Consider the following 26,411-nt stretch of genomic DNA (forward strand, 5'->3'; position numbering starts at 1 on the left):
GCCTAAAAAAGGCGAAGAAAAATGCAATTTGGAAATGTGACGACGCCCTTCGGCCGGCGGGCGATGACGCTTGCCTCGGTGAAGGGGCAGATTGCCGCAGAAGAGATCAAGGCAGGCAAGACCGTTGAAAAGTGGAAGGTGTTCCGCGATATTAGCGAAGCCCGCGGCTTGCTTGGTCTCCAAGACCGAGCCCTCGCAGTACTGGACGCGCTCCTCAGCTTCTATCCGGAAAACGATTTATCGGAAGAGTTCGGCATGGTCGTCTTTCCGTCCAACGCTCAGCTCTCGATTCGTGCGCATGGCATCACCGGCACGACGCTCCGCCGGCAGCTTACGGCGCTGGTTGATGCTGGGTTAATTCATCGTCGAGATAGCCCGAATGGCAAGCGCTACGCGCACCGTAACAAAGAAGGCGTAATCGAGCAGGCTTTCGGCTTCAGCCTGGCGCCGCTTCTGTCCCGCGTAGAGGAACTGGCACAGTTGTCTCAACAAGTTGCCGAAGAGCGTCGCCTGTTTAAGCGGGCCAAGGAAGCGCTTACAATCTGCCGCCGCGACGTACGCAAGCTGATTACGGCTGCGGTCGAGGAAGGCGTGGTCGGAGACTGGGACGCGATTGAGACGATGTATCGCGCCGCTATCACCAGGTTGCCGCGTAATCCGAATCGTGCCGAAGTGGACTGCGCCTTGAATGAAATGACGCTGCTACGCGAGGAGATTGTCAACTTATTGATGGCGCACCAAAATTCGACGAATACGGGTGGCAATGATGATCAAAATGGCTGTCACACACAGAATTCAAATACTGATTACATCCATGAATTTGAACCTGTCTCTAGAAAAGAGCCGGGCGAACCTTCGGCGGAAAAACCGAAGCGAGTGGTGGGTCCGCAGGAGCCTTTCCCACTGGGCGTGGTGCTGAAGGCCTGTCCCGAGATCTCAATGTACGGACCGGAAGGCGTGATCACCCATTGGCGGGAGTTCATGGCCGCAGCCATCGTGGTGCGGTCGAGCCTCGGCGTGAGCCCTTCGGCCTATCAGGAGGCGTGTGAGATCATGGGTTCGGAGAACGCCGCGACGGCGATTGCGTGCATCCTGGAAAGGGCAGGGCACATCAATTCCGCTGGAGGCTACCTGCGCGATCTCACCCGAAAGGCGGCGCGGGGTGAATTTTCGCTGGGGCCGATGATCATGGCGCTCCTGAAAACGAATGTCGGACATGCGCGACGATCGGTGTAGTGAGTGAGCGATGACAGACCGGAGGCTCTTGGGACGGGAGCGATCATCGATCAATCCTTGAGCGCAGCGACGCGGTTCAGATGCCTTTCCGGCCGGATGAAAGCGCAATAACCTTACGGCGTTGCCGCCGGAATCATTAATACCCTGCTCGAAGTGTTTGACGCGTGTTTGGAGAAAGCTCTTTTCATTGCGAAAACCTGTCGTTAGTCGACATGGGCCGAAAAACCCACGCGACCGGTCCATGGCCTCGGGACGAGGAATTCTGCAGTTGGCGGCTTCGGTGAGGTAGCCGGATCGCAACCCATGCGCCGAGATGCGCCCAAGATGAATCGCGAGCGAGGGCCGTCTTCGACCTCGATCGCGGGCTCGACCGCGGGAGCGGAAGAATGAAGCGGTCCAATAATGTTCTGGGCCGCAGATGCGACCGGCACATTGCTTGCAATGAACTCACCAGATCCAATCCCGCCAAGGACATCAATGCCACCGTGGGCGGAATATCTCCACCTCCTCTATTCGGTTCCGAGACGCCATGGTCGGGCGGGAGCCGGGCCAGGGCCGAACCTCTTAAATTTAATATGCCAACTTTGAACCGCAGAGGGTTGAGGAGGCCGTTTCGTTCAAGTGATGCGGCCATGGCTGGCATGTCCAGAATTGGTGGAGGATACGATCGCGAACTGGTCATGGTTGCGGTACAGGATTTTCCAATGTCATCAGTCTCCTTAGGAGCCCCATGGACGAGATTGATCAGTTCACCAAGGCTCGTAGGACTTTCGAAACATTGTACGAGAAGCGATAGCCGCGACAGCTTATGAGCCGTCGCCCTGCTGGTCGTTGATGTTGCAGCTGTAACCCGTCTCCGGATGCCAAGGAATTGTACTACGAACATGTTCGTGCTTTCGTCGGTACCTGTTGAAACTCATTGACCAAGCGCAATGGAAACGAGCAGGACCATGACAACAGTCAATTTGGCGTTCTCACAGTCAGGTGAAGGGGTGACGCCAGCGGATCGCGCCAGCCAGCCTGGTGTTCCGGTAAACACATCTGGGTTGGATCTGGAGGGCCGTGTGGCGATTGTCACCGGCGCCAGCCGCGGTTTCGGCAAGCGTATCACGCAAACTATTGGTGCCAGCGGCGCAAGGGTCGCAGTCGTCGGCCGGAGCGCAGGCAAGCTCGACGACACCGCGCATGAGATCACAAAAGCAGGCGGCAACGCCCTCGCTCTGGTTTGCGACGTATCGGACTCCATGGCTGTCTCGGAAACCGTCCGTAAAGTTTCCGGGACATTCGGTGCGGTCGATCTCCTAATAAACAATGCTGGCGAGACGGGGCCGATTGATCATGCGTGGCCAGTCGACGTGAACGACTGGTGGCGTACCTTCGAAACAAACCTGCTCGGCGCTTTCCTGTGTACGCGCGCCGTACTGCCGCACATGGTCGAGCGTCGGCAGGGGATAATCGTGAATATAGCGAGCCATGCAGGCGTCTTCCGTTGGCCGACCTGTTCAGCATATGCCGTTTCGAAAGGCGCTCTGATTAAGCTCACCGAGAACTTCGCCGCTGAAACCATTCGATACGGTGTCTCGATTTTCGCGTTCCACCCAGGGCTTTTGCCGATCGGCCTTATCGAATTGCACGATTTGACAGACGTGGATCCGGCCTCTCCTAAAGGTAAGGTCGCGACTTGGTTCCAGGAGCAGCTTGAAACCGGCAATGTGGTTGATGTGCAGCACAGCTTGGACATGATGGCGAAGCTGGTTTCCGGACGCTATCGCTCTCTTAGCGGCTGCTATATAGCTTCAGACGACGATCTTGAGGCGATGAAGAACCGCGTGGCACAAACGAGTCGGCGTTCGGACCTATACCGGTTGCGTTTGTCGACTTGAAGGAAGTAGATCGTGCCCCGTGGGAGCGACTGGGGCCGTTCACATAGTCAGTTTCAATGTTGTTGCCAGCCTGGCTCTCGGGGTCGTCCGCCGGCCCTCCCACCATGGGATCGGAAGAATGAAGCGGTCCAATACAGGAGACGTCTCCTCGATATCCGCTTCAGGCGAATAATCTGTTCTGGCTTGCGAGCGAATGCTTTGAACGTAATCTGGATGTGCACGGAATTGCCTGGAGACTTTGCCTATGAACGACGAGGACACTTCCCCAAACGAAGGGTCGAAACTACTGCCGCGCGCGGGCTATAGTGACCTGCCCGATGAGCTTGTCTTGAAGATAGCAGATAACTTGGGCTATCAGCTTGGAAAGGAGGGGAGTTCTGACGCTCTGCTTGGCTTGGCGTCACTTCTTGTGACGAACAAACGAAATTATCGGATATCCCACGAAGTTGCTGAGAAAGCAGGGATCTCTGAAGAGGATCTGATCGCTTCAGCCCGCTTGATAACTTCCTCGCGCCATTTGCACAAGCGTGTCGTAGATAAGGAACTCGCGGCGGACCAGCCGGACTGGCCACGTATGATTCAGCAGATTGGTCCGACCTTGAAATACCAATCTGACCAGACGAAGAAGGAGTTTGTGCAATCGCTATCGGCAATACCGGATCGTTCGTGCAAGATGGCGGCGTTGGCGGAACTGGCGCCTTATCAGGCGGGTCTATACCCTCACGCGAAAAAACTGCTCAATGAGGCCGTTGGCGTTTTCTGTGAGCGACAGCCCTCTGGTGACGAATTCGTGGAGATAACACCAGACGAAGAGAGAGCGGCCTGGTTCATCGCGCACGCGGACAGATTTCTTGATAAGGCACACGGAGAGACGCTTGAAGCGATTGCTGATGCACAGCACCAGGAATGGGATGAGCGTGGATTGTGGCTGGAGTATACTAGGGCGGAGGCTCGAGGTGATGATCTGTCGGGATATGACGATCAGACCCGAGAGCGAATTCTCGCAGATCGACGCGAGGGAGAAAGGCTGTCCCGGAGAAGTCCGGAAAAGCTTGAGAATGAGGTCCGGGAGGGCTTGAACGCGCCTGACCCCGAACGCAGAACCCTCCTGATAGGCCAAGCTGCAAGATCCATGGCAAAGCAGCTGGATCGCCGCCGTGAGCTCGGGGCAGCTAGTCGCGACCGGTCCAGGGGGCGCGACTAGATGTGAAGAAAGCCGACGTTGCGAACAAAAAATAGGCAAGTCGAGAGTCGGCCACAGGAATACATGAGTGAACAAAAGGGAGGATGCGGCATCATTTCGTCTTCGAGGCACCTTTTTTCCCCGAACGATCTAGGGACGACGCGGCAGGCCTAAGCTGCGTAATCTCGAACACCCTTAACCGCTCTCACGCCAGCGTCGCCGGCGATCTGGGTTTGACTAGTCCTGCACCACATGGGCAGGCGGCTGGCATCTGACGCAGCGATATATCCATCATTTCGATAGCGTTCTGATGACGACAGACCAGTCATAGGGATCGAAACTGCGCTGGAAGCCTAGCCCCTGCGTCCTTCCGATGTTGAACAAACCGACTCGGAAAGTCGTTCGTTCGCCCAATCGTGCAGATCCTGTACATGATAAAGTGGAATGCGCCGATGTGTTGAATGGGTGGACCACCGCCGACGGTTGCCATCTTGGCGATCGTCGAGACGGCGATGTCTATGCCGCAGTTTCACGCAAGATAGGCCGGCACATCAATCCGGCGCAGGCGAGGTGCGCCGCTTCTATTTGAGATCGATGTCATGGCTCGGCTCTCCGTCTTCACAAAGATTTTCAAGTTCCAGTCCTTTGCTCGTGCCAAGGACAGCAGAGCTAAAACCGGCCTACAACAATGTGTCCCTGTTCGTTTGGGCGTGAGAATCAAGTGGAAGTCTCACGGCAATGTCCCTCGCATGTCGCTTCCGGGCCGCGCCTATCTTTGACAAAGTAATTGCTGGCGGACTGCCACGGCAAGAGCCCCGCCATTCCGAGAATACGTGAATTGGGCATCGATGAGTCGAAGGGCCGGCATTGTGTCGGATGGCACAAGAAACCTCCCGCAAGCTTTACGGCTTTCCCTTTCCTCGGCCCCACCGCGCCAATAGATCATCTGCTTCGCGCAAAGACTGGCCGACAAGCCGTCGATGTGAATGCGAAATCGCGGGCATCTCATCGTTCTTCGTTATAGAGCGGCGTGTGTTGTCGCGCTGCTTGGCAGCCGATCGGAGATCATGCTTGCGGAAAACCAAGAAGCCTGACGTACGAATGTTTGAATTTCGTTATAGGAGGCGCGAACGCGGAGAACGACTGAAAGGTTGCGAAAATGTAATCGAATAACCCAGTCGATCGTTCTTGAGGCGCCGCCATGATATAGGCGGAGCCCGGTTCAAGCACGAGCGATCGTCGCTGCCACTTGTCGCCGTTCCGGCGCCTCAGCCTGAAGGTGCAGGACGAAAGCGGGGAGATGCCGACGACCCGGCCGAACGTGGATTTATCCTTGTGCCAGCCGATCGGCGCGCCGGGCGCGTATTCCGTCACGAGAGTATGTTCGAGCGCCTCCGGCACAATTTCCGCGAAGCGTGCGGCGATCTCGCGAATGGGGAGCAGCCATGACGGTATCGCCTCTGCTTTTCTCATGTGTTGACTCTGGAAGTCGTATTTCCAGCCGAAGGAGACGGTCCTGCGTTTGCCTTCGAACCCATGGAAGTCGAAGGCTTTGAACGGCAGGCCCGGTATTGCTTCGAGAGCCTCGCGCTGCAGATCGGCAGGCACAATATCCCGCGAATATTGGAAACCCTCGGGGAAGCCTACGTCTGCCCCGCCAAAGAGGTCCTTCTGTGCCATCATGGTCACCGCTCGTCCCTCAATGCACGCTCGGAGTTTCCATGACCATCGCGAAATCCTCTGCGACCAATTCGCTGACTGCTATGAGGATTTCCTCCCGTGAAAAGCCCGACGTCACTGCGCGCTGGATCAGTTCCTGCAAATCCGGTTCCACGACATCGCGACAATCCTCGAGGCGTTCCTCCGAAATGGTGAGGCTATTCAGTTCGTCCATTGTCTATCCTTTCGGAAATGCAACCGACCGGGTTAGGAGTCTAACGCGCGGCCGTCCGCTTGGGCCCGACCAGCAGCCCTTCGCGCTGCATCTTCTTGCGTGCAGCCTTTCGCTGCCGGCTGATCGCCTGCGCTTTTTCCCGGACTGCGCAGCGAGGCGAGGATAAACTGCATTGCATTTGAGGATGGCGCTGGAGATCAAACGTTGCTGCCTGGGTGAATCCCTCCGCCGACGCGTGACGCGGACTTTTTAAGTAACGTAAGTTCGGTGTGGCCCCAAGCGATATCCAGGATTGGATAATCCCCCAACTGACCGAGCCTCAACGTTCCAAGCCACCACCACGATCGTTGCGCAGCGGTCGCTCGATCCCTCGGCGGCCGGCGGCATCGGCAGGCGCAGAGGTCAGGGGGGCTGATGCTGAGGCCGCCGATCGATTTGGCAAAGCCGGCGTGCCCTCCTGCAGTCGCGTATTGTCGATACGATCCCTCTTCGGCGGTGTTAAAGCTCGACTACTCTCTTCCAGCTCCTGGAATGACGGCAGTTTGATGCTTTCAGCCCTTCCTTGTTCAACTGATTGTTCCCGCTGCTGTTGCGCGTGCGGCCGAAAGTCCTGCAGTCGCAGGCTCGGGCTCGGGCTCGGGAGCGGAACGGGCAACGGTCCGATTTTTAAGGAATGATAGTCAACACGAGAGATTGGCGAGAAGCCACCGGTTTCAGGCAGACCTCTCTCACCCGCAGCGTAGTCGATGACACCCTCACGGTGGTCTGACATAATTTTGGTCATCGGTGGTAGCTGATGCTCAGTGGGGGCCCGTTTCAACGCCTTCGCTGCCGTCCCCCTCAAGTCAGAAGCACCGGTTGCATTCGTTCGGGTTTTCTTTGCAGCTCCTCCATTCTCCTCTTCGCCTGGGATCGCGTTCCATGCCCGTTTTTCTTGAGATGGAGCCGCTGGTTGTCTTTCCTGAAGACGCACGGCAGGCGCCCCATTTTGCTTTGAATTTCTCGTTTCGGCGGAGCGAATTGACAAACGGGGGCGGGCGTCGGCAGCTTTGGCAAGTTGCCTCGTTGCGGCCTCGTTTTTTGTGCGGACAACGATTGTGTCCCTTATTTCTGGGTCCGCTGGAGGCGGCACCTGTGCGGCTGCAGCGGCGCGGGAGCCCCTTGCTGTGCGGATTCCTTGCCTCGGTTTTGCCTTCTCTTCGGGAAGTCTTTTGGATGGCCTGGCATCAGTAGAGGCGGAATGTTGCCCTGCTGCAATTGGGAATTTGACGACAATCGTCTCCTTAATCTCCTCGACGGAAGGCTGCTGATCTACGGCGGTCGCAGTTTTCGAAGCCTGTCTGGTGAAACGTCCGTTCTTCGCCATCGAATTGTCCTTCAATCGGTCAGCAAATATTCCTGCGCGTCTGATGCGCACATCCATGTTTCCCAATCGGCCAATTGTCGTTCAGCGCCCTTCAATGCAACCGGGCCACCTGGAATTGATGTCCAGGAAGTCTGACACAGCGAGCGTTGCCCTGAAAGCATCCAAGCGTTTCATCCGTAATGCGCGCTGGTTCTCAAAAAAGTTGCTCCAATACGACACGTGTGGGAGTTGAGCATGAAAATGCAATGTGACCTACCCCAGCCCTTGCGCTCCCGCCGACGATTGAGCGTATTTGGAGGCCTGTCAGCAAAGGAAGCGCTCGGACCGCTCAGAGTTACGGTTGTTGATCTCGACGTCAAAAAATCTTGCTTGTACTTCACATTAGCATTGCAGCCGGCTTTGTTCCGCAACCCGCGCCGTCCATCGTTGCGCTGGCCGCTCGCCCAAACCCTGGCCGTTAACATCAAGTTTATATGTGGCGTCCGAAGGACAGACGTCCCCGTAGATCCGATACAAGAACTGCGCTCAATCTCGCCCTTGCGTCCGTCGATCGTCCCGACGAGCATCGAGACCGCGCAATTCAGCGGCATCGACATCCCGCGTCTGCTCGGCCTTTTCCTTTTTCTCAAATGCGCCTTCCGGTTTTGGCAACATTGGCAGCCAATGGTGCCGGATGCTTGCCGGCGTCCAGCCTTCGAAATTCGGGCCCAGCTGACCTCGCTTGAGTTCGACCAAGACAAAATGAATCTTTACGGGAATGTCCGCATCGGAATCCCAATCGGGATTGGAATCGGAGTGATTTGACTCACTAGCTGACACCGCCATCCGCTCGGTGAAGGAACCGGGACTTTTTGCTTGCACAAGACGCTTTTCAAGATATCTCGACCCAGATTGAGAGGATTGGATACTGGGAGATGGTGTCAACACCACCTGATCCCGCGTAAGCAGGCCGAGCTCGAACATCTCCTTGTCTGTCATCTTCCAGTCGGGCAGGACTCCCAGATGACGTTTCTCTTCAAAACTCAATGTCCCAACGTGAGCGGCGTCGAGTTCGCGGTAAAGTCCTTTCCCCCCCTCATAGCCGGCGATAACAAAAAGCTTCGATTTAGGCGGGCGGCCGGGAGTCCATAGATCTTTATGGTCCTTCGGCAATGCAGCGCGACCGTCTCGCAACAAATCCCGGATCTGATGGCTGGCGGCGAGAAGCGGTACGTGCGGAGCCCACCGCGGCGGATAGGCGAGATGCCACGGCTGACCGATCTTCTCCAACAAATTACGATTGTACGTCTTGTCCCGTAGTAGCGTGAGAGTAAATGGCTTGGGCGCTGGATCACGCTCATCGGCCAGCCGTGGCGGCGGCCGTTTGCTCGTGGTCGCGGGAGGTTCTTCTTGTGCCGGGCTGGTCGGTGCGGTGCAGGGCGGATCGATACGATCATCCAGGCTTTCCAAGTCACTTGAAGGCAGCGAGCCACAGTCGGTTTCAGACGCATCCCTTCCGTTGCCACTGGGCAAATTTCGCTGTGGCAAATCCGGTGTCGCGTTCTGAGGAGCGGACGCGCGAGTATTGTTGCTTGCTGCTGAAGATTTACGGGCTATGTCCCTTTCGAACTGGACGAGCTGCGCCAATTCTTCCGACGCAAGCGAGCCATAATCCGCTTCTGGGCTTGTGGCGCGCGATTCCAGTCGCTGACGTTTGGTCCGGGCCGGTTCTTCATCTTCAGACAGATGCCCGCGTTTTTTGATGGCCGGCATTTTGCGATTGTACGTCTTGTCGGGCGGTCGCGTGAGAGCAAATGGCTTAGGCGTTGGACGAGGCTCATCGGTCAGCCGTTTGCCCGTGGTCGCGGGAGGTTCTTCTTGTGCCGGGCTGGTCGGTGCGGTGCAGGGCGGATCGACACGATCGTCCAGGCTCTCCAACTCACTTGAAGGCAGTGAGCCGTAATCGGTTTCAGACGCAGCCCTTCCGTTGCCACTGGGCAAGTTTTGCTTCTGTGAAAGCGGAGTTGCATCCTGAGCACCGGACGTGAGAGAATTTCCGCTTGCTGCTGCAGATTGAGGGGCTATGTCTCTTTCAAACTGGACGAGCTGCGCCAATTCTTCCGAGGCAAGCGAGCCGTAATCGGTTTGGGGGCTTGTGGCGCGCGACTCCTGTGACGGACGTTTGGTCTGACCTGACTCTTTATCTTCAGGGGGATGCTCGCGTTTATTGAGCGAATGTTTGATGGCCGGCATGCGCCCTCCAATGTTGCACGTCTAGTAAAGTTCGTTTGCTGCTGCAGCGCCTCCCGATCATTCAGGAGGCAGCCGCTGAACGCTCATTTGCGTTTGTGGAAATGGGGCAGCATGCCAGGTCGGCCTTCGCAGGAAATCAGCGACAGAAATCCTGGCGTGCCCGATCGTCGGGCCGGCGGGCAGAGCTGAAAGTTTTCTGCAGAGTTCTGCCGCGTTCAAGAGCGAGCACCTTTGCCGTCCAGTTCTCCAATCCCTTCGCAACGCCCTGTATCGCCATCGAACGGCTGTCCTGCTCAAAAGAGCCAGGCTCTACCTCGAAACGGGTCGAGGGAAGTGCTTGTGCACCTTTGACAAGCTCAAGGAAGTCACCTTCCTCCAGGAAATCGGCTGACTGGCCCAGTCCGGCAATGGCAATGGCTTTCTGGCGCTCCTCACAGGCGAGAGCTGCTCTCACGAGAGACTTGCCATAGCGCACATTCAAGGCTCTTAACCCCATTCCCATTCCTCCTATCGCCTCTCCTGACCTGATCAGCGTGTTCGTCTGCTCCGACCTGAGAAACCTCTTCATGAGCTCGTGGCGCGCCTTGGTGGGCAGATACCTCAGACCAGGGCCGATACCTGAGACGGCCTTGCTTCGAAAAGCTCTGTCTGTTTCGGGCGCATCCCCCACAGGAACGATCATCATGTCGAGGAGAGTCCTTTGCTCGTCTGCGGTGAAATGGCTGATTCCAGCACCACATGCGGCCATCACAATTGCACGGCAATCGGAGTTCGCCAGCCCGTTCGGATGGTTCGGATCCGCGATCATGTTGAATATATCGGTACGCTCGGCAGGGCTTATATGTGCCAGCACGGACCCGAATGCACTCATTGCCTTGGCCTTGTCCAGATCATCGAGGGGAGCGTAGGGGTGGGTGCGGTCGCAGACGACGGCGAGAAGTTCTCTGCGTTGGTCCCGAGCTATATGCTTGAGCCCCGGGCCAAGACCCCAAATTGCTTTGGATGCAGGCCCTCGGCCGAGGGCTCTCGGGTGCTGCGGGTCGTAGATCATTCTCACCAAATTTTGGACTTGCTCCGGCTCGAGGTGCTTGAATCCCGGCGCAAGGGCTGCGATCCCCATAGCCCTGTGGGAGGGATCCTCCGTCCTGCGGACAGTCCTGACCAGCGCCTTGCGTTCCTGCACTGTCAGATATCCTAGGCTGAATCCCAGGCCTGTAGCGGGAACTGTCATATAATCCCCCGTGGGCGGCAAGCCTATGGCACATGCTCTGGCACCGGAATCTGCGATGTCGAGAGTGGCCTTGACGAGAGCCGTCCGTTGTTCCCGCTTCAGATAACGCAGGCCAATTGCAAGTCCGGCGATCGCAAAGGCCTTCTCATCGGGATCTTCAAGAGCAAGAGCCGCCCTGACAAGTTCGCCGCGCCGCCGGGATGGAAGAAGGCCGAGCAACCAACCATGAGCGCCGATGAGGTCGCCACTCAGCCTTGAACGACGGACATCGCACAGACTGTCGCTGAGTTCGGCGGCGATTTCGCTTGCTCGGGTCAGATGGGAATAGATCCTTCCCAGCTTCGAAGGGCTGTTAAATAACTGCTCGTTTGCTTTGCATGTCCGCTTGAAGCGGTTCAGATTGCTGACGGTTTCCTGCGGGTCATCCGTCACCAGGTTCAGAAGGACGTTCTCCTGTATTTCGGGGGGAAGCCTGACAAGCGTCGACCGCCGATTGTCGACGCGGCGGACATCGTCCTGCCGTCCTGTTTCCATGATCGGTAGCTGTGGGCTGCTGTCGTTGGATGCAGCGGCGGTTGCATGCAGAGGCAACGGAATTCTCCATTCCCGATGATGGAACTGGTCCAGAGAGCTTACCTCTCAAAAGGCAATGCTTCGACGGAAAGCAGGTTACCGATGAAACATGTTCTGGCTCGCCGGCCAATTGCTGCGGCAGGCGGAGAGATACGGCGCTGAAGCATCGATCCATTGCGCCTGCGGCGGAGCCTGATGCATTCTGCCTTTACACTTCGCCGTCTCGAATGCGGATGACGGCACTGAAAGTCGGGAAAAACGAGCGTTCGCGGCTGATGAGCTGGGCACTACCGATGCGAGCGGAAAACCAGACCTTCCCTTGGCAAGTCAGCTAGCGGCCGAAGTCGTCGCGGCTGTAGCCGCGTTCATCCAATTTGGCTTGCCCTGGTTTGCGACGCTTCGCTTCAGTCTGGTCGCACTCCAGACTCTCGACAGGGTGCGCGTTGCTCGCTCTGACGTGCAGTCCTCAGCTCGCGCGCTCGCCGTTATCAGCTCTATCATCACCGCCTCCAGCATTTTTTTGTCAGTATATCGGCAATCTTTTGCCCGTCGCTTCCTCGCGTCACCTCAGCCCAGTGTGTTAAACCGTGGCCATCCACGCGTTCATGCAAGAAAGTCACAGCGAGCGTGTCTTGCACGTTGATGTTTCCGTAGAAGAATAACTCGCGGCTTGACAGGGCTGGTGGATCTGCAAATCGATGCCGCTGCCACTCAGCCCGATCAATGAATGCCTGGAAGCTTGCGAAGTAAAGAAAACCTGCACCGTTAAAGTCGTTGTGGGGGCAAGGTATAAATTCAGCCCGCGCCTCGGGGGGCTGCTGTTGCTCGCCAACTAGCCAGTCACGCGGCACCTCCCCTGAACGGAGTTGCTTGCTGCGCAGGAACATCTGCGAAGCGGCTTCCGGTGCCGGACTTACTTCGCCGGCGAGGCTGGCAAGCGTCGCACGGGTGACTGTGCGGTTGTTGCCTGCCTCGTTGCGCATGACGAACATTGATGCCATGGTCAACTTTCCGTAAAGCGTATCGCCCCGCAAGATCTGGTGCTCGCTGACATGGCGTGTCGCGCCGACGCGATGCAATGTCGTCCGAATGTCAAACTCGTCGTTCTCCCGTAATTCTTGGAATGTGCAGGCATATAGGCGGACCGCCGTGAAGGCCGCATACGCTCGGTTGCTGTTGTCGGCGATGAATTCTGGCACCCGTCGCCCGCTGTGTATTGCCAGCATCGCCCAGTGACGATCGCCGCACTCCTTGAGCAACCAGTTTTCTGCAAGTCCAAAATAACTCAGCTGCGGCATGCCGGCGCGATAGCAATGTTTCACCGAGTGAAATGGCGCGGATTCGCCATGCTCCGCTGTATATACCGCCCGCCCTGCCGGCGTCTGGAACTCGTGGCGCGTGGGCGACAGTAGGTTCATTTCGTTGGACATTAGATTATCCCATCCTGCGCTGCCGAACTGCGGTCAGGTCGCATCAAATACGTCGCGCTAGCCTCGCCGGTTGGAACGGTCCACCTGAATCGGGCAGGAGCAAGACCATGTGGTCTTCTTGTAGAATTAATTGCTGAATAGCGCGATGAAACATTGTTACGACAGAGCTCTTGTCAATTATGAGTGAGTTACAATTGAAATAGTCTGCGAAATACGGAGGTTGTGCAACGCTTCACTGCATTTAAGGGGCGGTAAATTTCTGTACGTTGCGATCCCGAGGGGTGAGATAAATTGCTGGACGGAGAGGCGGTCGCCGCCAACATCTATTGAGCGAAATAGCTGGCGCATTCAAACTTCGAAGAAACGGGCGAGCATAAAAACGATGAAGTGACTCATGTAAGGCGAACGCCGAGGTCGTGAGGTGAGGGTGGCTCGCCTCGCTGTTTCCATACGCAGCCCGCACAGAGGACTCGAGGCTACAGCCCGCTAGAAACGGCGACGCTTCCGTCCCACTATTGCGATTGAAATACAACTCATCTTGTTGCGCGACCATCGTCGGAGCACGATCGAATACCTTGATAAAGGCATTCTGGAGCAACCGTCATGCCAACGCAGAACGAAGAAGAGCGCGAGCGTGTTTAGCACGGGTCGCAAGCTCCTGCAGACCGTGCCGCCCGACCAGCCGATGCTGCGGTCTGCCGATCGAATGGACATGCTGAGCGTCGAGCATGTTCCACCGTTCTGCGAATCCACGGATCTCGACCTTATCCGGCGACTGCCCGCTGGAGATATCGCGAAGAAGCATTGCATTGATTGGGAAGCAGATAGCCGCGGCAGGGGTAGCCGTCTCACGGGTTGCAGTGAGGGGAATTTCCATGGCCGATAGCACAGAGTGGGAAGTGAGAATGATCGACCCGATGGAAATGGACAAGGCGGAGAGCGATTACGGTGACGACCTTCTCGATGGGATCGATCTTGATGCACTTGAAACCGATGCGATCGTGGAAAAAGTTACCAAAGGGTTGCTCACAGACCGCTGGAGCTTTAGCCGGAATGACATTGATCGCGCCTTGTCAAAAATGAACATTACTGCCGCCGATATGCGAGCGGAACTAATCGAGAAGATAGTCGGGCACCAAGATATCCTCGCTCTTTCAGAGACAAGCGGTGCCGCAACAACGCGCTATACGACTAGGGCTGTCCTCGTAGGGAAAGTGACGGACGAGTTGACGGCGGAGCGTTCGACTTTTAGCAAGCATGACATTGATGGCAGCTTGCTGGAAATGGAGATTACTGCCGCTCAGACACGAGAGGAACTTACCGGGGAAATACTCCGGCACGAAGATGTCATCTCTCTTTTAGAGAGAAACGATGCCGCAACGCGCTTCACGACCCGATCCGTTCTCGCTCAAGAGCGGCAACTCATGGGCGACGCCGACGCCCTTTCCGAAATGCGTCAACATCGTGTTGGGGGAGATCAGTGTGAGAGCCTTCTGCAGAGACACGCGTTTCTCCATGAAGAGCAGAAGCAAGCTGTAACCCAATTGACGGGAGCGGAAGGATTTGCCGTGCTCAGGGGCGAGGCCGGCACCGGAAAGACGATGGTGCTCGCCCTGGTTCGCGAGGCCTATGAAAACGCAGGCCGACGGGTGCTGGCCCTGTCCTTCACAAATGATGTCGTTCAGGATTTGCGACAGACGGCTGGCTTTGCTCAAGCCAACACGGTCGACAGCGAGCTGGCAAGGCTCGAAAATGATGCAAGCACATGGGAAGACAAGCCCGTCGTGGTGGTGGACGAGGCAGCCATGTTATCGACGGAGAAGCTTGCCGCGCTGCTGCATGAGGCACGCAAAGCGGGCGCCAAGGTGATTCTGGCTGGCGATGACCATCAGCTGCCCAGCATCGAGCGCGGCGGCATGTTTGGCACGCTGGCGGATTTTCACTGCGCCGCCGAATTGCATGAAGTGTTCCGGGTGCCGGATGATGCGCAGAAGCGCGCGTTCAATCACATGCACAAGGGCGAGTGGGAGAAAGCGCTTAAAATTCTCGACGAGCTCGAATTTATCCACTGGCGCCAGGACCTGGAGAGTGCACGCCGCGGTCTGGTTGAAACCTGGGCCAGGGACAACGAGACAGCGCCGGAAAAAACCCGGATGGTTTTCGCCTTTACCAATGCCGAGGTCGACAGGCTGAACATGAAATTACGGGAAGTCTGGCGCCAGCAAGGCCGACTCCGTGAGGATCACGCGTTCAAAACCGCAGCCGGTCGCACTATTTTGGTTGCCATCGGTGATCGCTTGCAGCTCACCGGCACCGATAAGCCCCTGGGACTGTACAAAGGCCGAACCGGAGCGGTTCAGTCGATCGACGGATCGCACCTGACGGTTCGCCAAGATGATGGAAGGGACATCACTTTTGATACTGCTGCCTTCAAGAGCTTCAGCCATGGCTATGCTGGCACGATCCACCGTGGACAGGGCAAGACGCTCGATCAGACCTATCTCCTCCACACTGATCACTGGCGTGCCAATATCAGCTACGTCGCATTGACACGCCACCGTGATCGCACCGCGCTATTCGTCGCAAGCAAACTGGAACCCGGTGAGCGTCTTTGTGCTCTTGCCCAGAACATCGGTCGGATTGACGACCGCCCTCCGGCATCAAAATTCCTTGTGGATATTGACAAGACCCTGATCAACGCGATGGCCAGTCTGAAGGTGCGAGATGGATTACCCGGACAAGTCGCAGGGCAGAAACGGAAGGTGGTTGATGTGGAGGAGCGAAATGATGCGCCGGAGCGAGTTTTAGGGCTGGAACCAACGCGACTTGCCGCGGACGGCCCGGGAGAGCGCATCAAACGGCTAAAAAGGTACCAGGCTTCGCCGGAATCTCATGGCGCCATTATGAGGCCGACAGGCGCAGCTTCACATATGGGTGGCGATTGCCACAATGAGAATGCCATTCCGACGAAACCTCCGACTGCCGATCTATCCAAACGATGGGCCAATACGCCTCCCCGCAGAAAGCTCGATCTGCGCCCCTTGCGGGGGAGCTCCCACGGGCGTTGACTGGATGCGATACCGCTCGGTATGGGGCTGACGCGCGCCGACACATGATCGGCTTGGCGCAAGACGAGGATAGGCGCAGGCGAGACCGTAGGACTTGGCGGCTTTATATCGAGCTCGCCGAGGCTTATTCACTTGAGCCGATTTGGAAACCGCTCCCCAGGGCTGCAGGTGCTGCAGGGAGGCGAGGCTTGTCAAGAACGATAACCGCTTAGGATGAATGATGGAAAGTGTAATGGTAACAGTCTGTGACGTCAGGATCAATTTCCCTTCCGGTTTGGGAGAGCCTCGTATTCTTTAAGCGGTTTATGAGCCACATCTGAGGCACCATCAGCTGTCGTCGCCCATTCTCTCGCGCCATCAGATCCGAACGATCTGCATTTCCGTGAACCGTCGACGCTTCATCCATCCGCTTCCCGGTGCATGACGGACTCCGCCAGAGTTGAAGGAACATCAGGGTCTCGCCATCAGCCTTGGGCAACGGTGGGGATCTCTGCCCGTCGGCATCGCGCCGTCACGTGACGCATCTCGGGTTCCGACCAACGCCTCACCCGAGTAGTGGCCATACTGATCGCCACCATGGATATCGCCAGGTTCGCAGCAACTTACAAGCAGCGGGAGGCGATTGCCTAAGCCCGCATACTTCTTTCAATGCCTCGTGCCGGAGCCATCTGAATAACTGTTCCCGCCGGCATTATGCCAATCCACGGCGCCGGTGTCGCCAACGTTCGAGGAATTTTCAAAGCTCTTTGAAAACCCTTCCGACGACAGAAGGACCGCAAGCTCCAGCATCGACGTCTGCATCGCACGGTAGCCGTCAAGACCTTGTACCGGTCTGCCAGTCTTAGCATCCCGAAACGACGTGATGTCCCCCTCGGCCAGGAAGTACTTATAATTTGCGGTCATTTCTTCGCCCGGAAAGATGGTCCTCAAGGCGAACAGCGTGCCGCAATGGTAAAGCAGTGACGCATCCTCGCTGTGGTTGATGAAATGCTCGTTTTCAGTCCGAAACTTACCGTGCCGAGGCAATGAGTACATAAACAGGTTTCCTGCATATCGTAGACCAGTGTGGATGACTCTCTCGTCCCCGTTTCGTTGAGCCTCGGAATATCCCGCTTCGGAAATATAGCGCCGGCCGTGGATCAGATTGCCTACGATCGATCCGCAAGGGATCGTCTCATGCGCGAAAAGTCCGCGACCTTCAATGCGTGAATGTAAAACCTTTGTCTTGAAGTATAGCATTGTTTTCTCAGCATGTGTTGGTTCATGTCAGAACATCGTGCCCCAAATGGCTCCGAGATACTGAACCTGCCAAACTAGAAGTCAATTTGGTTCCCGTTGCAGCTGTAATGGAGATCGACCCGCCAGGTTCACGTACCCGGCAAGCATACCGTTTCCCATTCTTGAGGACCCGGCTGGAGGCTTCGCAGACCGTACCGAGATTTGGAGCCGGACTGCCGGCTGGTCGGATTTCTGGACAATTGGCGGCAACCGCATGCCGGTCGATCCTCGCCGACAAGTATACACCGACTGACGAGAAGGGGGTTCCAGGATCTCCTAGCCTTGTGAACAAAGCTGAACGGCCAGCTGCCGGTTCGGCTCGCGTCCATGCACAACCGGTATGGGTCTACCCAAGACCGCGGCAATCGTCCTGCCCATTGGTTCCTGGAGGAGTCCGAACGGGAGCTGCTGCTTCAGGTCAGCGAACGAGTTTGGCTCCCGAGGATGGCACTCGACTTGGCAACGCTTTTTCTAGTCGAGCAAGCGCTGAGCTGAAGGCATAAAATCTCTTGCTACCCGCCTCAGCCATTCGAGGAGGCCCCCACCGATATCCTTCCGAAGCAACCTCGCGATCTGCAATCGACGCCAGCAAGATTTACGAACGCGTCGTCAAAAGGGACGAAAAGACGGGCCTTTCATCTTAGGATGCGGTAACCGTCAACGACGGCTGATCTCGATCCTGGTCGGAAACGGCAGTCCTTGCGTCATCAGCACCAAGACCTTCCACCCCAGAAATGCGGTCTTGATAAAGAAAGAGTTTCCGCAGGAACACGGCTTCATTTGGAACAGCGGGCGGTCCCGGGACCACCCGGAACCTGCCATTCCCCGGTCGCATCGCCTCGTCAGCGTCGGCTATGGATCTACGCTATGGAGACTGCAGAAAGCCGGAATGAGCAGCCTGCGAGGCGGTTCGTTCTTCGCGCACCACAGAGCAAAGCTCTCCGGCTCATCTTCCCGAGGTGCCGCGTTTGCCAGGTAGCGTGGCTTCCAGACATCGCGAATGAACGCTTCCATCGTGGTCGGCAGTTGCGGGCGATCCTCATGCTGCCCGTGGAACTTGACGAGGGCGCTGTTCAGGGCTTCAGTCGTCAGCACGTCGTAATTCCATTTTTCCGGCGTCCCGAACCGCCCGATGAATTCGGCCTTCACCTCTTCGCGCTTCGTGTCGATGTAGCGATAGCCGACCGGCTTGCCGATCTGAGCGCTGATGATCGCGGCCAGCTCATTCATGGAGATGTCTTCAGAACCTACCTCGAGGTCGACCCGGTGTCTGCCTCTTGGATTGGTCAGCTCCCTGGCAGCCAGCCATGCAATGTCATCGATTGCCACCCATGGCATCTTCAGATCCGGCAAGCAGGACCACCCAATGCGGCCATATTTGGCAACCGGCCTGATCCACTGAACCGTATCTTCCATGAACCAGGCGCCACGCAGATGAACCAGATCAATCGAGCCCAGTTCGTTGAGCTTGGTCTCGAGATGGTGGAACCCCTTGAAATGGCCGGTCTCGGCGTTGACCTCTGATCCCATGGCGGTCAGGGTCACGGCCAGCTTGACGTCGGACTTTTCAAGCGCATCGACAAAACGCTGAGCCACGACTGGATAATGATCCTCGAAGCTTTTCCAGTCTGTCTCGATCTTGCTCCAGTCTGTCTTGACCATCAGAAACGCGGCATCGACGTCGCGGAAAAAGGCTTTGAAATCACCCGTCCCTTCATCAAAGCTTCCGATGAAGGGCTCAGCGCCAAGCGAAACCAGCTCTTCCAGCGCCGGACCACCTCTAGACAAGGCCCTTACCTCATGCCCGGCGCTCAAAAGGGTTCGGGTAAGCTTGCCCCCAACTCGTCCCGTTGCACCAACGACAGCAATTCTCATAACACACTCCGTTCCATGATTGATCATTGAACGGTAGCCTATTGCAGGCCTGTCGAATTTGGAGATAATGCCATATGATCTCTAAATCAGGCCAATCTTCCGAAGCGTTGCGGAGCTGTTATGCTGAGTGCGATCCCAATACCATGGATCGCACGGCATTCGCCGTGCGTCTCGACTTCAGCCAGTACAAGGCGGAAGTGCCGCTGCACCAGCATCGCCAGGGACAGCTTGTCATGGCGCTGCACGGTGCCGTCACCTGCAGAACGGAGAACGCCCTCTGGATTGTTCCACCGAATTGCGGCGTCTGGATACCGGGGGGCATTCTTCACAGCAACCAGGCCACGTCCAACGCCCATCTCTCATATCTGTTCGTCGAGCCCGGCGCAGCGGCGCTGCCAATGGAGTGCTGCACCCTTTCTGTCTCGCCGATGCTGCGGGAGTTGATCCTGCGCCTGGCAGACGTGCCGGTCGATTTAGCCGGGAATGACCATATTGAGCGTCTGGTCAGGGTCATGCTGGACGAACTGGCGCAGATGCCGATTGAGGCGCTGTCTCTGCCGGCATCCCACCATCCCAAGATCAACGCGATCACCGCTGCCTTGACGGATGACCCAAGCGATCGCCGTACACTTGCGGACTGGGCGGCACATGTCGCTATGAGCGAGCGATCCCTCAAGCGACTGATGGTCGAGGAAACCGGACTGACATTCGGCCGCTGGCGGCGACAGTTGCATCTCGTCATGGCGTTGCGCGAACTCGCCAGCGGCGCGTCGGTGCAGAGGGTAGCGAGTGATCTCGGCTACGAGTCCCCGACCGCCTTCATCGTCATGTTCAAGAAGGCGCTGGGCACCACGCCCGCCCGCTATTTCTCAAGCCGATCTGCCGACCGGTCGCCGCCCTCCAACTGAAGGTGATATGAGACGAGACCTTGGCCTACCTCAAACGATTGCTCTGCATTGAGGTCCGTCATTCTCTCCGGTCCGATTAGTCTTTCTGACATCCACAGCGGACTTTCCGCTCGCAGCCCCAAAGCGGTCTCCCAGCAACAGTCGCCTGCGTATGGCAGGCCTGCCGGCTCGCAGGATTGATCACGGCCATCACCTCCCAAAATCTCTCTACCTAGAAAGCAGCGAGCGAATGGCGCTGGTCGAAAAAATCTCGGAACAAAGGTCGCATGGTCGGCGTCGATCACTGGAATACCGACGATCCGTATCTGCATTTGATCGTGCACGGCCCCCGTACCGACAATGCCCAAGACCTCGGTGATAGATCGCGACTGTATAAGTTGGGGTTATTGGCGGAATGGTTTGAGGTAGAACGGTTTTCATCCCAATAGTGTTCCGTCTGCCGCTGTTCAGACGCATTTTCTCGGCGCATCGGCGAGCCTTGATGAGACCATGGCAGGCACTTTTCCAAGTTCCGGCGGAAGCGCTGTCTCCCATGTGCAAGCGTCCGCCCATTCGCATGGCATGGCAGTCTCCCATGCATGGCGGGATGTATGAACATGTAGTCTAGTCAATAGTTTGAGGTAGAACGGTTTTCATTCCAGTAGTGTTCTGTCTGCCGCTGTTCAGACGCATTTTCTCGGTGCATCGGCGAGCCATGTTGAGACCATGGCAGGCACTTTTCCAAGTCCCGCGGAAGCGCAGTCTCCCATGCATGGGAGCCATGTTGAGACCATGGCAGGCACTTTTCCAAGTCCCGCGGAAGCGCAGTCTCCCATGCATGGGAGCCATGTTGAGACCATGGCAGGCACTTTTCCAAGTCCCGCGGAAGCGCAGTCTCCCATGCATGGGAGCCATGTTGAGACCATGGCAGGCACTTTTCCAAGTCCCGCGGAAGCGCAGTCTCCCATGCATGGGAGCCATGTTGAGACCATGGCAGGCACTTTTCCAAGTCCCGCGGAAGCGCAGTCTCCCATGCATGGCAGGATATATGAACTGGTAGTCGAACCCTAACCCCAACCCTAACCCCAACCCTAACCCCAACCCCAACCCCAACCCTAACCCTAACCCCAACCCTAACCCCAACCCTAACCCTAACCCTAACCCCAACCCCAACCCTAACCCTCATTCGCGAGACAAGAAAACTGGTAAAGTCGGCAACGAATGCCGCTAATAGACAACGCCGACTTATTTCGCATAGATGGCGGTTTCCGCATTATTTAGTCCTGCCGATGAGTTGGCATTTATTTTCCCTTAGTCGTGGGGATGGGCACATACGCTGACAACAATTCGCTCCGCCAATAATGGCATTGCAGGCTCTCTTTAACACCGGCGGGCATTCCCTTTATGCCTGCTATCGCGGTCTCTGCGGCGTCGAGTTTCTTTCCGGCTGTCTTGGAGATCACTGAGCGTTTCCGAAACCTTGGCAAGGCTGAGAATGATAACGGCTATCTTTGCGACATCTCTGAGAATTCTGCTTGCGGACATGGTGGGCGAGGGCGAAATAGCCGACAATACTTTCTAGGGCGAAATGGGAGCTTGGTGTCAAAACTCTCGGCGGCATTCCGCGACTTTATACGGAAAAAGCTCTATGTTCATTCAAAGGGCATTCCTGCAGCTACGAATTCAGTTTCACTCCTTTCCGCCGCACGAAAATCCGCCCCGCTGTACTATAGCTTGGCAAGGCGGCCAGGCACCGAAATGGCGGCTCAGTCGAACATTGTCCATTGTGGAGCTACCCGCGGCTTGAAGCCTCATCGGGCGCTCACCGAGAGCACAGCCTCAGTCTTGTCGCCTTACTGCGCAAGACAGCACCTGACCGAAATTACACCTGCTTTAGCAGAGCCTCACTATGCTCCCAAGACCTTAAGGCTGTGAAGGCCTTCACCGACTTAACACGACAGACAGGAAATAGCTTTCCGCTTCCGACCTGGGTCACACCCTTACGGAGATGACGTAGAGCCTTGCCGACGGATCTTATGCGGCTCGGCTGCGCCTTGGGCGAAACATGGCCCGAGCTCTGTTTCCAGGCTTTACGATCCGGCTCAACGTCCAAGCCAATTGTTGCACACCGTTCTTGGACGAGGCAACGTCCGGCTGGGCGAAATCGAAATTGTCCTGGTTGGCAGGCTCATGATTGTGGCCGTCGGGCGGTTCTTGCCTTTCACCGAACTTCAAATATCGCAGAACCGCATCCGGGTCGCCGGTCATAGCCCAGTCCACTCCACATTCAATGCGGTTTGAGGAAGCCCGGCGTTTAGAAAAGCCAGTCGTACGGGATCTTTGGATCCAGTTGTTTCAATTTTAGCGTGCGACCGTTGACGAGGTATATGGCGCCATCCGCCTCAAACCGGATATTTGGAGGAGGGTGCCATGATGGGCATGTTCGGGTAACATTTCTTCCTCTCGTACATTCGGCTGGCGGGGCTGTACGAGACGGGGTTTAGGACGATTGAGCTCGACACCGTCCCGGATGCAAGGGAAAAGATGATCTCCCTTCACGATTGGAACCGGTTTGCAAAGTCGATGGGGCAAGGTTTTTGAAGCGATGTTGATTTCGAGATGCTGCCCGAGAAACATGTTCTCCGCAAAGTCATTAATGGAAAGCTTTCCTCCATCGCCAGGCCAACTGGGACGTACTCCGTCGGATACCAGTACACACGCGAGGAAATCCTCAACAGGCCCAGGATGAGCATACTGCTTGATGCAAGAGAAAAGAATCTGCGCTTGCGGTAGCTGAACTCAGTCTACGAGGAGATGCGGGAGCATCGAAAGTACATTTGGATCCAAGTGTGCAACGTTGGGTTCAATAGACGCATGGGATTTCATCGAGGCTGTGGAAGCGAACAATCCTGCTCCCCGATGGAGGGAGATCGCACTGGCCCCGAGCCCAAATCAAGACGCCTTGCACAAACCTGACCGCATTAGGTTCAAAGATCCGGACCATGAGGCGATGATCGGCTTATCGTCCGTACCTGCGGACACGCTGGACGGCCATGCACGTGATTTGACTGCAACAGTATGGTCTCTTCAAAGGCCGGCGCCAACACTCCATTTTAAGATACATCGCTCGGACCGCCATCGCCATGGTCCATCTCCCTTCCCCAGCGGTCTAGCGCCTGCAAAGCCGACGGTGACCACGGCCGCACCGGCACGGGCATGACCGGCTCAGGTCGGCAGCGAACCAATGCTTCGCGCTCATCAATCATGACGTCTTCGGGCGCTTCGCCGCAACACTCCCCCAGCGGCGCCAAATAGACCTTGATGTACTCGCTTTTCGCTCCCTGGTACGACATCTCGGCGCCGCACCCATACAGATCTCTCTCGGGCTCCGTTACGTCAGGCTCGCAAGACTGAGAGGCGTCGACAGACAAGCCGGCCCGCCGCGGTTGCGGGCTCGCGGTTGCACTGGCAGGTTGATGCGATGATTGTGGGTTGACTGAAGCCGGCATGCCGTCATCCGCCTCGTCTACTGCCGACGGTAGTTGAAAGGCGCCTTGTTCCTTCGCCGGACCATCGCCTTCTCCCGTAGTTTGGTTTGTCTTCTCCAATCCAGTTCCGTTCTCCTCCTCATCGATGTCAAAATGCGTGGTATCGGAGCAAAGGGATCCAATTGCCGAGGATTGTCGTTGGAAACCAATGAATGTGGTCATGCAGAGTGGGAGCGGTCCCTGGTCATCAAGTTGGAAAATGACGGGGACATCTTCGGCCATGATGCTGATTGTCACGGGGCTCCCCGGATGTCGTGAGCGGAAAAAATGATGGAGGGAGAAGCAGTTATTGAGACGCAGGAGGGAGTGCGGGTTGTTGCACTCTTCTTTAAGTGTCACCGCGGCGGCGAGGCTGGGGCGGTGAGCCGCTTCTATGGAGCAGGGCCTGCAAGCCTCAACAATCTGCAAGATTAGTCGGGCCGCTCCATGCCCGTAAAGTCGATGCAGCTCGCTGGTTGCGTTGATAGACTTACACCGGTCGCACGGTCCTTTGCCACTCTGCCGCATCTTGGAGACCTGAAAAGGTCGGAATTTTTCGCTCGCCAGAGAAGTCAACCTTCGTGAGTTCACTCGTGTCAACATGAAGGAACTTATTCGGTCCCTGTCATACAGATATGTTCGCGATTCATGCCTTTTCTTCCGTCGCTGCCGCCGGCAACCCGAGAAAATTGTCTGTTGTGGCCTATGCATGCCATGTCAAACCGCACCTCCATTGCCTAGTTGCGAAAATAAAGATGACAGCTGCCACTTTGTCTCATCCGCTCGTTCGTTTTCCGCTTCCGACATCTAAATGCGATCCTCGCGGCAGCGCCTTCGATCTGTCTTTCTCGTCCCTTCAATTTGGCTTGTCATTCCCCCAAATCCAGTTCCTGCCATCTCAGGGATGCATTGTCGACAGATGGGAACGCCTTTTTAAGATCGCCATCCTTCCTTGCGAGCAGGAGATTAAATTTTGTGACCGCTTTAAATCTCAGGCAGAGATTGAACCCGAACACCAGCCATTCGTATATGACCTGCCACTCCTCGTGGTTGAGAAGCTTCCAATGGCCGAGTGTCTCCTGAATGATCCGGAAAGGCGGCAAGCACGCACATTGTGTGTACTTCAGGAGCGGAGCTTCGGGTTTGCTGACGATACAGCCGCTCCAGCCGAAAAAAATACTACTGCCGCAGGGCGGTTTGATATCTAGCTCGCCAATGTACACATTGGCCGCATTGGCGTAAAAAGTCCGCTGCGTGCTTTCGCCGGAGGGTGCAACATAAGACATCCGCTTGCTGAATGAAAGGTCGAGCCGGTCGGCTCCGTCGATTACAGACAAGACGAAAGGGTCGCGTGAGGTCCAGGACAAGCCCAGCCAACGTTTGTCGTGTTTCGAATTCCAAGCCGGCGTTGTCAACGCGGTCGATAGAAAATTGGTTAGCCACATGAGCTGAACTTTGCCCGAGCCAATCGCCTTATCGTGTTCGATGAAGCGTTTGGAAATTAGTATCATTTCGATCTGACGCCATCTTTCGTTTATGTAAATGGAAGAGCGGCTCGTGTCACGTTTCGCCCACTCTTCGCCACCTCCCTTCAGGTTCTCTGTCGCCTGACCCGTGCGGAGGAAAATGATGGTCGAGTTGAGAGAGGGGAGGCTATCGGGAACGAGGTTTCGCTTGTCTTGCTTATATCTGCGCATCAGATCATGGAAATACTCTTGGTATTCCGTTTCAGTGACAAGTTTGAGACCGTCGGGCCCCCTTGTCTGAGAGCTTGTGGTCTGATGAGAAAGCCCGGCGTTCGCAGGCCAGAGATCAGTATTGCAGCTGACGGGGCTCGGCGGCAGCGCGATCTGATCTTCCCCCTCGGACTTGATATAAGTGATCGCCCCCTGACAGCCTTCACCGCTACCCACCGAGACGGGGGTATTCTGAAAGGGCTTGAGCGCGGTTGAAGCGCAGAGAGGCGATTGCGTGTTCTCGATCTTGACAATGGGCCACGGTTGTTCGGCCGCTGAGATGGCCTTCTCGCCTTGAGGGGAGCCCGAAGGGCAGTCATTATCCTCGGTCCGTGCCGCGGGAGGAGAGTTTTCCTGTTCAATATCAGCACCATGCGCGCAAAGGCGGTGAGTGCTTTACCGGTTGGTCATCGCCAGCCCCGAGAAGTGATCGTTCCGCGTGCCCAGGCATCTTGAAGACCGCGCAGAACCAGATCCAGCAGATATGAGCAGCGGCTACGGAAAGTTGGCGCTGGTGTCACAGACTGCAAGCTTAAAAAGCGATGTCGTGGATGAAGATAGCAGAGCGGCAGCGACCTTGGACAACTCAATCGGGTATGCATGCGCTTGAGGAAGGAGCGATGGCGGGGAAGTGAGGGGGGAAGGTTGGCAAATCATGGGAGTAACCGGGTCTTATACATTTGCAATGAGACCTGCGCCACAATGGTCGCCACATTCAGGGAAAGCCGCCACATGTTCTGGATGGGATCCTCTTGGGTGGAACAGAGGCCAACCTTATGCATCGGTTCTCCGCGTCTGATCCTCCATACGGACCTGACTGACGGGGGCGAACTCACGTAACCGACTTTATCCTGGATCATGACTTGCCAAACGCCCTCCTTGATTAGCAGCTCATATTACAGGCCAGGAACGCTGTGCGCGATTGAAGTCAGGACATGATCGGCATTGGCAAGATAACTTCACGAGTGAACATGAAGATGCCTGAAGGCTTCCCGGCATGGGTGAGGGGTCG

Annotated in this window: 15 protein-coding genes and 1 pseudogene; 5 read left to right on the top strand and 11 right to left on the bottom strand. The window is 56.5% G+C overall.

Annotated elements, in window-relative coordinates; genetic code table 11:
• Positions 1–21 precede the first annotated feature (21 nt).
• The 3 genes from repC to HJC00_RS27540 all read left to right on the top strand — a co-directional run bounded on the left by repC (position 22) and on the right by HJC00_RS27540 (position 4,323).
• Complete coding sequence (gene repC, locus HJC00_RS27530; protein WP_221164924.1) at positions 22–1,236, top strand: plasmid replication protein RepC; 1,215 nt, start codon at positions 22–24, stop codon at positions 1,234–1,236.
• A 950-nt stretch (positions 1,237–2,186) separates the two neighbouring features.
• Positions 2,187–3,119, top strand: a complete 933-nt coding sequence (locus HJC00_RS27535) for an SDR family NAD(P)-dependent oxidoreductase (RefSeq protein WP_221164925.1) — start codon at positions 2,187–2,189, stop codon at positions 3,117–3,119.
• A 244-nt stretch (positions 3,120–3,363) separates the two neighbouring features.
• Positions 3,364–4,323 (top strand): hypothetical protein, encoded by a 960-nt coding sequence (locus HJC00_RS27540; RefSeq protein ID WP_221164926.1) that lies wholly within the window; start codon positions 3,364–3,366, stop codon positions 4,321–4,323.
• Between the two features lie 1,044 nt (positions 4,324–5,367).
• Here the strand turns inward: HJC00_RS27540 and HJC00_RS27545 are convergent.
• From HJC00_RS27545 to HJC00_RS27575, 7 genes and pseudogenes are all read right to left on the bottom strand, one after another.
• Complete coding sequence (locus HJC00_RS27545; protein WP_221164927.1) at positions 5,368–5,982, bottom strand: alpha-ketoglutarate-dependent dioxygenase AlkB; 615 nt, start codon at positions 5,980–5,982, stop codon at positions 5,368–5,370.
• Between the two features lie 19 nt (positions 5,983–6,001).
• Positions 6,002–6,196, bottom strand: coding sequence for a hypothetical protein (locus tag HJC00_RS27550; protein ID WP_221164928.1), 195 nt, complete (start codon positions 6,194–6,196; stop codon positions 6,002–6,004).
• Positions 6,197–6,236: 40 nt separating this feature from the next.
• A pseudogene (locus tag HJC00_RS27555) lies at positions 6,237–6,341 on the bottom strand (30S ribosomal protein S21); the annotation flags it as partial.
• A 174-nt stretch (positions 6,342–6,515) separates the two neighbouring features.
• Complete coding sequence (locus HJC00_RS27560; RefSeq protein WP_221164929.1) at positions 6,516–7,562, bottom strand: hypothetical protein; 1,047 nt, start codon at positions 7,560–7,562, stop codon at positions 6,516–6,518.
• A 525-nt stretch (positions 7,563–8,087) separates the two neighbouring features.
• Complete coding sequence (locus HJC00_RS27565; RefSeq protein WP_221164930.1) at positions 8,088–9,794, bottom strand: hypothetical protein; 1,707 nt, start codon at positions 9,792–9,794, stop codon at positions 8,088–8,090.
• Between the two features lie 136 nt (positions 9,795–9,930).
• Positions 9,931–11,616, bottom strand: a complete 1,686-nt coding sequence (locus HJC00_RS27570) for a hypothetical protein (protein ID WP_221164931.1) — start codon at positions 11,614–11,616, stop codon at positions 9,931–9,933.
• A 482-nt stretch (positions 11,617–12,098) separates the two neighbouring features.
• Positions 12,099–13,028, bottom strand: a complete 930-nt coding sequence (locus HJC00_RS27575) for a Pnap_2097 family protein (RefSeq protein WP_221164932.1) — start codon at positions 13,026–13,028, stop codon at positions 12,099–12,101.
• An 875-nt stretch (positions 13,029–13,903) separates the two neighbouring features.
• Here HJC00_RS27575 and HJC00_RS27580 point away from each other — a divergent pair.
• The gene (locus HJC00_RS27580; RefSeq protein WP_221164933.1) at positions 13,904–16,096 is read left to right on the top strand and encodes an AAA family ATPase; all 2,193 of its coding nucleotides are present in this window, start codon (positions 13,904–13,906) and stop codon (positions 16,094–16,096) included.
• Positions 16,097–16,741: 645 nt separating this feature from the next.
• On the opposite strand, the gene HJC00_RS27585 is transcribed toward HJC00_RS27580, so the two are convergent.
• Together HJC00_RS27585 and HJC00_RS27590 are read right to left on the bottom strand one after the other, a co-directional pair.
• Positions 16,742–17,335: an SET domain-containing protein-lysine N-methyltransferase gene (locus tag HJC00_RS27585; protein WP_221164934.1), complete on the bottom strand. Its 594-nt coding sequence runs from the start codon at positions 17,333–17,335 to the stop codon at positions 16,742–16,744.
• Positions 17,336–18,226: 891 nt separating this feature from the next.
• Positions 18,227–19,249: an NmrA family NAD(P)-binding protein gene (locus HJC00_RS27590; RefSeq protein ID WP_221164935.1), complete on the bottom strand. Its 1,023-nt coding sequence runs from the start codon at positions 19,247–19,249 to the stop codon at positions 18,227–18,229.
• Positions 19,250–19,323: 74 nt separating this feature from the next.
• Between HJC00_RS27590 and HJC00_RS27595 the strand changes: the two genes are divergently transcribed.
• Positions 19,324–20,157, top strand: coding sequence for a helix-turn-helix domain-containing protein (locus HJC00_RS27595; protein ID WP_221164936.1), 834 nt, complete (start codon positions 19,324–19,326; stop codon positions 20,155–20,157).
• 3,092 nt (positions 20,158–23,249) lie between these two features.
• Here HJC00_RS27595 and HJC00_RS27600 read toward each other — a convergent pair.
• Positions 23,250–23,921, bottom strand: coding sequence for a hypothetical protein (locus HJC00_RS27600; protein ID WP_221164937.1), 672 nt, complete (start codon positions 23,919–23,921; stop codon positions 23,250–23,252).
• A 611-nt stretch (positions 23,922–24,532) separates the two neighbouring features.
• Positions 24,533–25,576, bottom strand: coding sequence for a hypothetical protein (locus HJC00_RS27605; RefSeq protein WP_221164938.1), 1,044 nt, complete (start codon positions 25,574–25,576; stop codon positions 24,533–24,535).
• Between the last annotated feature and the right edge of the window lie 835 nt (positions 25,577–26,411).

It is taken from the genome of Rhizobium sp. NLR22b, assembly GCF_019685295.1.
GTDB lineage: Bacteria > Pseudomonadota > Alphaproteobacteria > Rhizobiales > Rhizobiaceae > Rhizobium.

What these genes read in the sequence shown, in the direction of transcription:
- HJC00_RS27560 (WP_221164929.1), bottom strand. Translation starts at nt 7,562, where the DNA reads ATGGCGAAGAACGGACGTTTCACCAGACAGGCTTCGAAAACTGCGACC.
- HJC00_RS27540 (WP_221164926.1), top strand. Translation starts at nt 3,364, where the DNA reads ATGAACGACGAGGACACTTCCCCAAACGAAGGGTCGAAACTACTGCCG.
- HJC00_RS27590 (WP_221164935.1), bottom strand. Translation starts at nt 19,249, where the DNA reads ATGAGAATTGCTGTCGTTGGTGCAACGGGACGAGTTGGGGGCAAGCTT.
- HJC00_RS27575 (WP_221164932.1), bottom strand. Translation starts at nt 13,028, where the DNA reads ATGTCCAACGAAATGAACCTACTGTCGCCCACGCGCCACGAGTTCCAG.
- HJC00_RS27585 (WP_221164934.1), bottom strand. Translation starts at nt 17,335, where the DNA reads ATGCTATACTTCAAGACAAAGGTTTTACATTCACGCATTGAAGGTCGC.
- HJC00_RS27565 (WP_221164930.1), bottom strand. Translation starts at nt 9,794, where the DNA reads ATGCCGGCCATCAAACATTCGCTCAATAAACGCGAGCATCCCCCTGAA.
- HJC00_RS27545 (WP_221164927.1), bottom strand. Translation starts at nt 5,982, where the DNA reads ATGGCACAGAAGGACCTCTTTGGCGGGGCAGACGTAGGCTTCCCCGAG.
- HJC00_RS27535 (WP_221164925.1), top strand. Translation starts at nt 2,187, where the DNA reads ATGACAACAGTCAATTTGGCGTTCTCACAGTCAGGTGAAGGGGTGACG.
- HJC00_RS27595 (WP_221164936.1), top strand. Translation starts at nt 19,324, where the DNA reads ATGATCTCTAAATCAGGCCAATCTTCCGAAGCGTTGCGGAGCTGTTAT.
- HJC00_RS27580 (WP_221164933.1), top strand. Translation starts at nt 13,904, where the DNA reads ATGGCCGATAGCACAGAGTGGGAAGTGAGAATGATCGACCCGATGGAA.
- repC (WP_221164924.1), top strand. Translation starts at nt 22, where the DNA reads ATGCAATTTGGAAATGTGACGACGCCCTTCGGCCGGCGGGCGATGACG.
- HJC00_RS27550 (WP_221164928.1), bottom strand. Translation starts at nt 6,196, where the DNA reads ATGGACGAACTGAATAGCCTCACCATTTCGGAGGAACGCCTCGAGGAT.